Annotated in this window: 10 protein-coding genes and 1 tRNA gene; 4 read left to right on the forward strand and 7 right to left on the reverse strand. The window is 46.3% G+C overall.

The window, feature by feature from the left end:
• The first annotated feature begins 101 nt into the window (after positions 1-101).
• Positions 102-941: a bifunctional hydroxymethylpyrimidine kinase/phosphomethylpyrimidine kinase gene (locus ABNK31_RS16580; RefSeq protein WP_418893536.1), complete on the forward strand. Its 840-nt coding sequence runs from the start codon at positions 102-104 to the stop codon at positions 939-941.
• A gap of 18 nt (positions 942-959) precedes the next feature.
• Here ABNK31_RS16580 and ABNK31_RS16585 read toward each other — a convergent pair whose 3' ends face one another.
• Entirely contained in the window at positions 960-1,643 is a 684-nt protein-coding gene (locus tag ABNK31_RS16585; RefSeq protein WP_418893537.1) for a response regulator transcription factor, read from the reverse strand.
• Positions 1,640-3,208 (reverse strand): sensor histidine kinase, encoded by a 1,569-nt coding sequence (locus ABNK31_RS16590; RefSeq protein WP_418893538.1) that lies wholly within the window; start codon positions 3,206-3,208, stop codon positions 1,640-1,642. The genes ABNK31_RS16585 and ABNK31_RS16590 overlap by 4 nt, the downstream gene beginning before the upstream one ends.
• 153 nt (positions 3,209-3,361) lie before the next feature.
• Between ABNK31_RS16590 and ABNK31_RS16595 the strand changes: the two genes are divergently transcribed.
• Positions 3,362-4,222, forward strand: coding sequence for a GLPGLI family protein (locus ABNK31_RS16595; RefSeq protein ID WP_418893539.1), 861 nt, complete (start codon positions 3,362-3,364; stop codon positions 4,220-4,222).
• A complete protein-coding gene (locus ABNK31_RS16600; protein ID WP_418893540.1) occupies positions 4,222-6,714 on the forward strand; it encodes a hypothetical protein in 2,493 nt (830 codons plus the stop codon). The genes ABNK31_RS16595 and ABNK31_RS16600 overlap by 1 nt, the downstream gene beginning before the upstream one ends.
• Here the strand turns inward: ABNK31_RS16600 and ABNK31_RS16605 are convergent.
• From ABNK31_RS16605 to ABNK31_RS16625, 5 genes are all read right to left on the reverse strand, one after another.
• Positions 6,711-8,510 (reverse strand): DNA polymerase III subunit gamma/tau, encoded by a 1,800-nt coding sequence (locus ABNK31_RS16605; protein ID WP_418893541.1) that lies wholly within the window; start codon positions 8,508-8,510, stop codon positions 6,711-6,713. The genes ABNK31_RS16600 and ABNK31_RS16605 overlap by 4 nt on opposite strands.
• 227 nt (positions 8,511-8,737) lie before the next feature.
• The gene (locus tag ABNK31_RS16610; RefSeq protein WP_418893542.1) at positions 8,738-9,334 is read right to left on the reverse strand and encodes a hypothetical protein; all 597 of its coding nucleotides are present in this window, start codon (positions 9,332-9,334) and stop codon (positions 8,738-8,740) included.
• A gap of 12 nt (positions 9,335-9,346) precedes the next feature.
• Positions 9,347-10,237 (reverse strand): hypothetical protein, encoded by an 891-nt coding sequence (locus tag ABNK31_RS16615; protein ID WP_418893543.1) that lies wholly within the window; start codon positions 10,235-10,237, stop codon positions 9,347-9,349.
• A 136-nt stretch (positions 10,238-10,373) separates the two neighbouring features.
• Positions 10,374-11,171, reverse strand: coding sequence for a 3-keto-disaccharide hydrolase (locus ABNK31_RS16620; protein WP_418893544.1), 798 nt, complete (start codon positions 11,169-11,171; stop codon positions 10,374-10,376).
• Between the two features lie 21 nt (positions 11,172-11,192).
• Positions 11,193-11,264 (reverse strand) — tRNA-Arg (locus ABNK31_RS16625).
• A 143-nt stretch (positions 11,265-11,407) separates the two neighbouring features.
• Here ABNK31_RS16625 and ABNK31_RS16630 point away from each other — a divergent pair.
• A complete protein-coding gene (locus ABNK31_RS16630) occupies positions 11,408-11,908 on the forward strand; it encodes a flavodoxin (protein WP_418893545.1) in 501 nt (166 codons plus the stop codon).
• Positions 11,909-11,921: the final 13 nt, after the last annotated feature.

Below are 11,921 nucleotides of genomic sequence, written 5' to 3' on the forward strand. Positions count from 1 at the left end.
AGGCATCCATTTAAGCCGATTCACTTGGTTTTTTTCGTTTATTTCGTACTTTTGTGCAAACTATTTTCCACCGCTATTACACGACGGTATCAGAAACGATTATGAATAAAAAGAAAATTCTATTGGTCAGTGATTTGCCGGGATATGGCAAAGTCGCTTTGTCGGCCATGTTTCCCATTTTCTCTCATTTGGGATTTACGACGTACAACCTGCCCACGGCATTGGTTTCGAATACGTTCAATTATGGCGATTATGCCATGTTGGACACGTTTTCCTATATGGAAAACACGTTGAAGGTGTGGCGGAAATTGAATTTCAGACATGATTGTATCTGTACGGGGTTTGTGGTTTCGAGCAAGCAGGTGAAAATCATTTGTGAATATATCCGGGAGCAACGCGCGCTCAATCCCAAGTTGTATGTTGTGGCCGATCCGATTATGGCCGACGACGGTAAGCTCTATAATGGAATCGCGGTGGATACGGTCGATTATATGCGGTCGATGATTGAAGCGGCCGACCTCATCGTCCCGAATTTCACCGAGGCTACTTTTCTTACCGGCCGTTTCGTGGGCGCGCGAACCATCGATGCCGGAGGATTACGCGAAATCATCGACCGGTTGAGAGGCCGTAAAGAGCGTTCGGTGGTGATTACGAGCGTTGTGGATGACGTTACGGGCGCTCATAGCGTAAGCGGATATGACCGCGAAAGCGACGCGTACTTTACGGTTCCGTTCGACTACCTCCCTTGCAGCGTTCCGGGTACGGGCGATATTTTCCTTTCGTTTCTGGTCAGTTATAAACTACAGGGATTTGCCTTGCAAGATGCGGTAAAAAAAGCCGCCGAAACGGTTTTCCGCTTGATTTGGCTCAATAAAGATAATCCCGATACATTCAGCGGCATTCCTCTCGAGGAATACTTGCATCAGATAGGGGAGGATTAAGTGGGAGGAAAGTGGCGCTCATAACTTTTCACAGAGCATGTATCCTTTTTTCACGACCGAAATAATTCTCAGAGTTTTATCGAGTTGCAGCGCGCGTCGCAAATAGGTTATTTGCACATTCAATGCGAGCGAATTGGTATAATTGTCGGCGCCCCAAACCGTGTTTAGCAGCAAGTCTCGGCTTACCGTTTCGTTGATACTTTCTATCAGAAGGCGCAAGATATCGGCCTGACGGGAGGTAATGATGGTCTTGGTATTTCCGGTGATGAGTTCGTTGGTGGTGTAATGGAACGACGTATTGCCCACTTTGTAAATCCGTTGTACCGTTTCGGAAGCATGTCCCAACCGCTCTTCTATCCGCGCCAGTAACTCCTCCGGATAAAAGGGTTTGGCGAGGTAATCATTCCCTTTTAGTTGGAAGCCTTTTAACCGGTCGGTTTTGTCGCTACGGTCGGTTAGGAAAAAAATAAGAACTTTGGCGTTTTTCTTGCGAATCGCTTCAGCCACTTCAAAGCCGTTCGCTTCCGGCATATTTACATCCAGCAGAACGACATTGGGATTTACTTTATCGAAAAGATCTAATGCGATGCGTCCGTTGCCTGCATACGTCACATCGTAACCGTTTCGCACGAGGAACTCTTTTAGTAAGCGCGAATATTTGAAGTCATCGTCGGCAAAAAGAATTTTTACGGAAGGTTTCATTGCTGCGGTATTTTTACGGTGACGGTTGTGCCGTTATTGGGCTTCGATTGTATTTCGATAGTTCCCCCGTGAGCTTCTACGGCCATTTTTACATAGCTCAATCCCAATCCCATTCCGGGAAGGGATGTTACGTATGCATTCTTCGAGCGGAAAAACGGGTCGAAAACATGGCTTTGCTCCGAGGGTGCAATTCCGATTCCATTGTCCGATATACTGAAAAATAAATGATTGTCCCGATTTTCGGCACGGAAGCGAATCGTCGCTTCGTCGCCCGAATACTTTACGGCATTTTCCAACAGATTGATAATGATATTACTCATTACCGTTTTATCAGCGGTTATGAAAAGGGGCGCATGGGAAATAGGCCTTTCGATGCGGAGAGGTTTTTCCGTGTTTCTTCGTATATTTTCTACGCAATCATTCAAGAGCGCCGGGAAGTCGAAAAACGAAAAGAGTAAACTCTCCTTCATCGTTTCCGCCTGGTTTACGTCGCGGAGTTTTTGCAGATAAGAGGTCAGGTTATCGGTTTCGATACGGGCATTATTCAGCATTTCCGATTCTCCCGACACAGAATGTTGAAGATAGGAAACAATGGTTTTCAAAGTCTGTATCGGACGTTTCAATTCATGAATCGTCGTATTGACAAAATTCTGCCGTAATTTGCCGATGCGCTGTTGCCGCGAAATAGTTTGTATCTGAAGCGATAAGCAGACGATCAGTACGATAAGGAAAATCATGCTTACAATGATTTGAATCGCCATGGTTTTGATTATCCGGGCGGGAACCAGCGGAACGTTTACGTTTGCAATCTTTCTTTTCAGGATATTGTAAGGAATCACCACGGTAACCGAAGGGCTTATCACCGACAGATTTTTAATCGTTTTCGGTAGCCATAAGACCGAATCGCCGGACAGCGATAACGTGTCAATGCGGGTTCCCGTATTGCCTGTTTTTTGTTGTATTAAGCTATCCATATCGCTTATTTTAAACGGTGAATTCATATCGGCAAGAAATACATCCACGGCATCGTAAACCAGATTCTGATTTTCCGCGGTTTTGAAACGGAAAACGGTCGAGAGCGTGGAGTCTGTTTCGAATAGTTTTTCCTTCCATTTCGTTGTGGAATCTTTTTGTAGTGTCGTTATTGTATCCGTCAGAAGTAGATTTTTATTGATTTCCTTCAGGAGGTATTCGGTCTTTTTTTGCGGGTCATCAATGCTGTCCCGCGAATGTTGTATCGCGGGTTTCTCCGGATTCTTGACGGTATTGATGGAAATAGTCCAATCGGTGGTCGATTTCTTTAAATCGGAAAGATAGAGGGTATATGTCTCTTGATTCAAATTCGTATTATAGGCCTTCAAATTTTCGCGTTGAGTTTTTAGTTTTGCTTTTCGCCATGCCTTATAGTCGTCCCAAGCCGATAACGTTTGAGCGCTTACTTCATCTGCCGATTTTTCGAGCGCAAACCGGTATTGATTGTATAACCAATATCCTTGTAAAAGTATCACGAACAATGCTGCCGTGATACTTAACGACCAAATTAATTTTATTTTCCCCGATTTCATACCGATTCTATTGATTTCGGAACAAAGATACGCGTTCACACAAAGACCGGAGGGGTTTTTCCGGACAAATTTTGCCGGAGTAATATTTCAGTAATATGAAATTCGTTGCCGGCCATCGGTGAGAGCGTATATTTGTCCGAAAAAAGATGCTTTATGAAAAGAATTTTGTTTTTTACCGCCTTGTTTTCGATTGGCCTGACCGTGTTCGGGCAGCGTATCACGATTGCCGATTTCAGTTCGTACGGAGCTAAATTGCAACCGCTTGATTCGCTTGTTTTTTCGATACAGTACGCTGTTTCCTTCGTGGAAGATACGAAGAATCCTGATAACCTCACTCAAGAGACGATGATGCTACGGATAGGGAGGAATGTATCGGAATATTACAGTTATACGTCCTTTATAGCCGATTCCGTACTCCGTGCGGATATTCGGGCGAAGGCGTCGCAACAAACCATTAACGACCATCTGCGGCAATATGGTTTCGGTGCGATTTCACACCGTATTTATAAAAATTATCCCCGTGGGCGATTGACATTGCTCGACCGTGTTGCTACGGATAATTTCGTGGTCGAAGAACCGATGCCGAAAATAGAATGGACAATTCATTCCGATACGATGACTGTCTGCGGTTATTCGTGCCGCAAAGCGACGGGCGGCCTTTACGGGCGCGACTACGAAGTGTGGTTTACGCTTGACATTCCACGTAGCGACGGGCCATGGAAACTGCACGGATTGCCGGGATTAATTCTGAAAGCGGAAGATACGCACAAGCATTACCGCTTCGAGTGTACCGGCATCGAGCAAAACCGCGCTTCTTCCCTGATTGAAATTTCGGAAACCTCCCGTAGAAAGGTTTCCCGTAAGGAATTGAACAAGCAGCATGAGCGTTTTAACGCCGATCCGCAGGGATATATAAAAGTAAATGCACCGAACGTAGCGGTTACCGTAAAGGATGAAATGGGGAATGATATCAAAAAATTGAGCAATCCCTATAATCCGATAGAATTGAATTAATGGTTAAACAAATACTCTGCTTTTTATGCGTGGGGGCATTTTCCTGTTGTTTTCGGGGGAATGCCCAGCACACGCTTTCCGGCACCGTAAGGGATGCCGAAACCGGTGAACCGCTCGACGCTGCTGCTGCTGCGCTTGTATTGAAAGGGGGGCAAACGATCGCTTTTTCTTTCAGTAATGAAAAAGGAGAGTTCTCCGTCCCGTTGAACATTTCACCGGATACGCTTACCCTTTCGGTTTCGTTAATGGGTTATGCGCCTTTCTCGGAGAGGATCGGTAACCGGAGGGTGTTTTCTGTTCAGATGGTATCTTCACCTATCCGGCTGAAGGAAGTCACCATTCGTCCCGGCCGAATATGGGGGCGGAGCGACACGATACGGTATGATGCCTCCCGGTTCCTGCGTGAAAACGATAAAACGGTCGAAGATTTAATGAAGCGCCTGCCCGGCATTCAGGTCTCCGACAACGGAGACATTCAATACAAGGGCAAAGCCATCGGGACGATGTATGTGGAAGGATTGGATTTGATGGACGGCCGTTACAAAAGCGTGAGCCGCAATCTTTCCTCACAGTCGGTCAAAGAAGTGGAAGTATTGGATAATCATCAACGCATTAAATCGTTGGAAGGAAAGGTCCCGAGCGATGTAGCCGATATCAATATCAAACTCAAAGACAGCTTCAAAGATAAATGGAATTTCAATCCCAACGTTGCGGCCGGCTTTTCAGCGGATGATTTTTTATATGAAGCCGAAGCCAATGCCTTGCAGATTGCCCGCAAAAGCCAATCCCTTTATGCATTAAAGTTGTCCGATACCGGAAACGGCATTACCCGGGAGGCCGACAAAGGGATAGACGATATGCTTGCACTGCCGGATTATCGTTTGTTGCCGTCGAGGACCATTACCGCACCGTTGAAGGAAAGACGGTGGCTTTTTAATGATGCCGCCGTCGCTACGGGCAACCGTTTGTATCGATTGGGCGGAGATTCGCGGTTAAAGGTGAATGTCTTTTACACGCAAGATGACATTATGCAGCAAACCAATTCCGTTACGACTTATTTTAATCCGGAGGATACGCTGACAATTGAAGAAAATAAAAATAGCCGTTTGAAAAGCGGGCAATTACATTTATCGGCCGATTATGAAGACAATGCTTCGACGCATTATTTGCGGAATAAACTGGATTTTCATTTCGAAAACAATCTTGTGAATACCGGCATTTCGGGTAGCTATAAGGTTGCGCAGCGACAGAGCGATAAAGCGATTGCCTTACTGGATAATTTCAGTATTACCCGCACGTCGGCCGGCGGAAACGTGTTTCAGTTGAAATCCCTTGTCGGGTACTGGCGGCGGCGCGAACGTTTGGATTTCAACCGGCGCGAACAACCTTTGCCGTTGCAAGGCTTTTATGCGCATGCCGAATCGGGTTGGATCATCCGGCAAACAAAAATAGCCCAGCATTATACGGCAGGAGTTTCCATCGATTTTAATAACTTGAAGACCCATCATCGTTTGTGGGCGACTCCCGCGTACGAGTATTTGCTTCGCTCTCTTAAATTCAATCTGTCGATTCCTTTACAGACTGTTTTGTTTCCGGACAATCGGGAACCGTTGTTCCTTCGGGCAATTCATTTCAAGACGGATTATAAAATAAATTATGCGTGGAACGCCCGTCTATCGGCACAGTATAGGAAAGAATTAAACGATATAACGGCATTTTACCGGCACTCGTATTTTACCGATTACCGTACCGTCGTCAAAAATGAAACCGGCATACCCACTACTGTCAAACAGCTTTATACGTTGCGCACGGAGTATAAAAATACGTTGCAGGAGTTTTTTGTGACGATCGATTGGCTTGCGTCGCATAGCAGGGTAAACCACACCTTCGAACAAAGCGTCGAGGACAATGTCTTCCGGTGGACGCGCCGTTATACGCCGCATGTCGAGTCGGCTTACGCGATAAATACGATTGTCTCGAAAGGCTTCTTCGATATAAACACCAAGGTATCGCTCGAGGCATCGTACGGATACAATCGGTCTGCGCAAATTCGCGAGAGCGAGTTATTGCCCTATTCTTTTCATACACTCCTGTTGAAGCCGGCTTTCAGCCTATCGCCCTCCCATCATACCGAAATCGACAACAACGGCGAATTGCAGCGAAATTTATCGTCGTTTAATCATCGAGCATTAAACGGTTTGTGGAATATGAACCACAAGGTTTCATTCTACTATATGCAACGCCGGTTCGATGCGTCTGTTGCGGGTGAATATGTTCGCAATGAAATCACTCGTGACAATGCGGTCAATCTTCTTTTTATGGATATTTCGGCTTCTTATAAGATGGACAGGATAACGATACAATTACAATGGAAGAATGTGTTGAATCATCGTAATTATACCTATACCTCCTATAATCCCTTGTCGGTGTATTCGACGCAAAGAAGCATTCGCCCTCGGGAAATAGTCTTGACGGTGAAAGCAGCGCTCTAACTCAGTTCCAGTCCGAATTCGTCCGATAGTTTTTGCAACGAAGGGTTTTTTTGCACCATCTCATCGAAGATTTCATGGGAGGTCATCGGCTTTTTGATCACATTTTGGTCCGAAATCTTAATGGTCATGGTGATGTCGTCGTTATGCAGTTTTTCACGCAAAAACGTCAGGATATCCAAGCTGTTGTCTTCCAAGTATTGCTTATTGATTTCGGTATTTACTTCGACTTGAAATAACGTGTCGCTTAGCATTTTGGGAATGTATAGCGACATCGTATTTTGCAATAGCTTTTCTTCGTGCAAGTTATCGGCAAACTCTTTCCAGTTGCGAATTAATTCTTTTTCCGAAAATAAATCGGACCCGTTCTGTTTCGTATTGGAGAACGCTTGCCGTTTTTCCGGCTCTTTTTTTTCGCCCATCGACGAAATGGATATGCCCATGCCCGAGAGCGAGACTGTTCTCTTTTTGAGAGGCGTTGCGGCTTCGGGCGGAACGCTCTTGTCTTCCGCCGCCTTTACCGGCTCTTCTTTGGGTTGGGGCGATGCTTGTGCAACCGGTTTCGAAGCAGAAACGGCTGGCTGCCGGCTCATTTCCGGAATGGGTGGCGTGTAAGACGCGGAAGATTCTTTCTTATCCGGTAGGGAGATCGGTTTCAGCTCTTTTTTTTTGTCTTCAGGATGTAACGGGGTTTGGGTTCCCTTCCTTTCCGATAATTGGCACAAGCGGATAAGCGTCAGTTCCACCAGCAAGCGTTTGTTTTTGCTGAAGCGATAACTCAGGTCGCAGTCGTTGGCAATTTCGATGGCCTTGTAAAGGAACCCGACGCTGCATTTTTTGGCCGTATCGATGTAGCGTTGCCGTATGGAAGCCCCGACTTGAAACAGTTGCGCCGTGATGGAGTCTTTGCAGACCAAAACATCTCGGAAATGCGAAGCGATGCCGCTGATGATATACTGTCCTTCGAATCCGCTGTTGAGGATATCGTTCAATATAAGCAGGCAATCGACCACGCTGCCGGCGAGAATGGCGTCTGTAAGCCGAAAATAATATTCGTAATCCAGCACATTCAGGTTTTCGATGACGGCTTTGTAGGTGATGTGCCCTTGCGTGAAGCTAACCGTTTGGTCGAAGATAGACAATGCATCGCGCATACCGCCGTCGGCCTTTTGGGCGATGATATTCAGCGCTTCGGGCTCTGCTTCTACCCCCTCTTGTTTGGCGACATATTGCAAATGCTCGACAATGTCCGTGATGCTGATGCGGTTGAAATCGTACACCTGGCAGCGTGACAGAATCGTCGGAATGATCTTATGCTTCTCGGTGGTGGCGAGGATGAAGATGGCATGGGCAGGAGGTTCTTCGAGCGTTTTTAAAAACGAGTTGAAGGCGGCCGTGGAGAGCATGTGCACCTCATCGACGATATACACTTTATATTTACCGATTTGGGGAGGAATCCGGACCTGATCGATGAGTGTGCGGATATCATCGACCGAATTGTTCGAAGCGGCGTCGAGCTCGTGGATATTGTACGAGCGTTGTTCGTTAAACGCCACGCACGATTCGCATTGATTGCATGCTTCGTGTTCGGGTGTCGGGTTCAGGCAGTTGATGGTTTTGGCGAAGATGCGTGCGCAGGTGGTTTTACCCACACCGCGCGGCCCGCTGAACAAATAAGCATGTGCCAGTTTGTTGTTTGCGATCGCATTCTTTAATGTTGTGGTAAGCGCCTCTTGGCCTATCACCGAACGAAAGGTGGAGGGCCGGTATTTTCGTGCCGAAACGATGTAATTGTCCATTCTCTATCCGCGAAATTGTTAACTGCAAATATACGGTATAAATTTCAATTTATATAATTTAAAATGATTAGCCGCAAAGCGACAGCTCCCGTTTTTTAACCCTTCCCCGCTTCGCGGTACTCCGCAACTGTCCCCTTAGCATAAGGGGACGAGCGAGGAACGAGCGGAGGGGTTACACGTTCAGGTTGCTTTCGGCATGCGGATGGTTTGTTCATGACGCGGGGAAATTACTTCATATCGTAGACCTTGAGGATTTTGTTGATTTTTTCCTGACGCTTTGCGGCTTTATGGCGTTGGATGGCTCGTACCGGATCGACATCGAAGCCGCTATATCCGGGTGTCGTTATATTCCGGATTTTACGCAGCCATTCGGGAGCGCTCTCTTCATCGATATAGAGTCCTATCCCGTAGTCGTTGCGGGTGTTTAGCCCTTGTTGGATTTTGCTGTTGGTATCCGGGATGGGAATGACTTTTCCGGTCGAATAGTCATACGCGCTACGGGAAAGCTGATCCGTTTTTGGGTTGGTATATTCCAGATTAAGATGAATTTTTTCTTCCGGGGACTCCGGCTCCAAAAGTTCTACTCGATCGTATTGGGTCGGCAGTTTGGTGGTTGGGGAAACTTTTAGGACTTCTTTTCTGTCCTGACGTATCTTAAAAGGATCCTTTTTCAGTTCAGGCTTCCCCATCGGCCCGTCGGTAATGAGCGATTGCTTCAGTTGCCGCTTAAACTCGTCATCGATACTCTGTGCATGGATATTATCCGCAGCGACGAGAAAAACCGTTGTAACGAAAAACAAATAGGGAATAGCGGGATTTTCCATAACGGTCACCTGTTACTCTTCCATCGTAAAGCTGCGCGACCCGATGTGGTAGCCATCGGCAAAAATATCGGCCTTATACGTACCGGGCATCAAAAACTCCTCGATATCCCAATACATCGTGACGGGCGTTTCTTCGCCGCCGTATTCGATAACCCGTTGTATGGAGAATTGGATATCCCGGTTTTCGTAAGGGAATGTATTCCCGGCGCTTTTGGTCAATACCGATCCGTCGGGAGCCAGGATGCGTGCGTAGATAGTCCTTTCGCCCGGCTCGGCGGTAATATTGCGGGAAATGGTAAACGACAGGACGAATTGCGTACTCTTTTTCAGCCGTTTTTGTTCGCGTCCGCGGGCGTTTACGGCTTTTACGGAAATGTTCGTAGCAACTAACTGCGCCGCTAACGACACTTTTTCCGATAACTGTTTCCGCTCTTGCGACACTTGGTTCAACGTGCGGCTTGTTTGTTGATATTGTTGCGTGATTTGCTTGTTCTCTTCGCGTAACTCCTGGTTGAGGCGGTTTAACGAATCGATTTGATGAATGTACGAACGCAATATCTTGCGCAACGATTCCAATTCGTTTTTCAGCCTTTTTATCTCCGCATGATTCGTCGATTTGGTTTGGCGTAATTCTTCCTGCAAGCGCAGGACTTTGGCTTGTTCGTTTTCGAGTTTATAGAGCAGCGAATCGTTTTGTACGCTGAATTTAAATCCTTCGTATTGAAGAGAGATCGCTTCGTACTCGTCTTCGAGTTGCTCTTTGGAGATCGCGAATTCTTCCTGCATATTGCTAATCTTGGAGTTCCTGTTGACCAGAAACCCGATGACGATCGCTAAGATGACGGCCAATACGGCGATGATTGCGATAAGTTGCGGCGTGCGCTCTTTAAAGTCTATTTTCATGAAACCCTTTTTTCATAATGCAATGGATTACAAAATTAATCCATTTCGGGCAATAACCCAATCGGTAAAACTTGTTTTTGATTAATTTAATATTTTTACGAATGTCGGCGATTGTCTACCGGATGGAAAAAGGCGGTTAAGGAAGTCTTTTTAGTTCTACTTTCCGGAAGTCGATAGGGTGCCCCTCGCTTTGCAGGGAAATGGTTCCCCCACGGAGCATTTTGCCGCCGTTTAAACGTTCAAGAACGGCGAAATTCGCCTCTCTGTCATCCAATTGCGGCTGATGATAGGTCAATACCGTATCGCCGTTCACTATATGGCGAATCACCTCGTTGCCCTTTACTTCGATTTCGGCGGTCACCCATTCGTCATCGAAGAAGAAGCCCGATGCCGAATTCGTGCAATGATCGGGGACCAGTCGGTTATCTATTACGATATTGGTTCCCGGCGTGCAGACATTCAGGGTTGTCCGTTGTACCGACGAATCGCTTCCCAAAAATTGCGCTTCGATGGAAGCCGGAAAGTCCTGATCGATTGCCATGCTCTCGGGCGTTTGCCCATGAATCATCACTCCCGAATTTTTATATGCCCATTCGGGAGCGCCCGGGCATTGATGTCCGACGAAGCGGTATTCCACACGCAACAAGTAATTCGAAAACGGTTCGTTGAAGAATAAATGCCCGAAGCGGTTGTCGAATGTATCATACGCGTCGTAGCGGACTTTTATCATACCGTCTTCCACCCGGAATGTGTTTCCGAAGTTGTCGCCGGCTTCGTATCCTCTGATTTTCGGAGTCCAATCCGATAAATCTTGGCCGTTGAAAAGCGTTATCCATTCTTCCTTGTCGGTTTCCGGCCTCGTTTTTCCGGAACGGCACGACACAGAGACAAGCAATAGGGTGGCAAGAGCGATGAGTACTGTTTCTTTTTTCATGACGGGTTTCTTTACGATAAGTAGCACGGCCGGGAATCGAACCCGGATCTAAAGTTTAGGAAACTTCTATTCTATCCATTGAACTACCGCGCCGAATAAGAGTTGCAAAAATACTATTTTTCGGTATATCTTCCAAAGAAACAAGTGTTCCTTTGGATTTTATTGTCGTATCGACAAACAATTTGCCCCATAAACTGTTTACTACATGCATTTATTAATTCAAAAACAAATACACAATGAGTAAAATAGCCATTCTTTACGGATCCTCCGGTGGAAACACCGAACAGGTAGCGGAAAAGATTAAAAATCTTTTTGATGGAAATGCCGATCTGTTTAATGTGGATAGTGTGAAATTGGATGAGATTAAAGCGTATCCTTATCTTATTCTTGGGACTTCTACTACGGGGGTTGGGGATTTGCAAGATGATTGGGACAGCTTCCTGCCGACTTTTTCTAAAGCCGATTTGTCGGATAAGACCGTTGCCATTTTCGGGTTGGGCGACAGCGCTTCGTTTTCGGACACGTTTGCCCAATCGATGAAAGTGATTTATGATGCGATTCACGATAAAACCCGCCTTATCGGTCAAGTTCCGGATGAAGGGTATACGTATGATGCTTCCGAAGCGGTTATCGATGATACATGGGTCGGATTGCCTATTGATGAGGATAACGAATACGACCAGACCGACAGCCGTGTGGAGGCTTGGGTCGCCGAATTGAAGAAAACATTCGTGTAGGGAATCGTTTTTA

Source organism: Limibacterium fermenti (genome assembly GCF_041902845.1).
GTDB lineage: Bacteria > Bacteroidota > Bacteroidia > Bacteroidales > Dysgonomonadaceae > Limibacterium > Limibacterium fermenti.

Coding starts and splice junctions, on each gene's coding strand:
- ABNK31_RS16580 (WP_418893536.1), top strand. CDS start 102: ATGAATAAAAAGAAAATTCTATTGGTCAGTGATTTGCCGGGATATGGC.
- ABNK31_RS16585 (WP_418893537.1), bottom strand. CDS start 1,643: ATGAAACCTTCCGTAAAAATTCTTTTTGCCGACGATGACTTCAAATAT.
- ABNK31_RS16590 (WP_418893538.1), bottom strand. CDS start 3,208: ATGAAATCGGGGAAAATAAAATTAATTTGGTCGTTAAGTATCACGGCA.
- ABNK31_RS16595 (WP_418893539.1), top strand. CDS start 3,362: ATGAAAAGAATTTTGTTTTTTACCGCCTTGTTTTCGATTGGCCTGACC.
- ABNK31_RS16600 (WP_418893540.1), top strand. CDS start 4,222: ATGGTTAAACAAATACTCTGCTTTTTATGCGTGGGGGCATTTTCCTGT.
- ABNK31_RS16605 (WP_418893541.1), bottom strand. CDS start 8,510: ATGGACAATTACATCGTTTCGGCACGAAAATACCGGCCCTCCACCTTT.
- ABNK31_RS16610 (WP_418893542.1), bottom strand. CDS start 9,334: ATGGAAAATCCCGCTATTCCCTATTTGTTTTTCGTTACAACGGTTTTT.
- ABNK31_RS16615 (WP_418893543.1), bottom strand. CDS start 10,237: ATGAAAATAGACTTTAAAGAGCGCACGCCGCAACTTATCGCAATCATC.
- ABNK31_RS16620 (WP_418893544.1), bottom strand. CDS start 11,171: ATGAAAAAAGAAACAGTACTCATCGCTCTTGCCACCCTATTGCTTGTC.
- ABNK31_RS16630 (WP_418893545.1), top strand. CDS start 11,408: ATGAGTAAAATAGCCATTCTTTACGGATCCTCCGGTGGAAACACCGAA.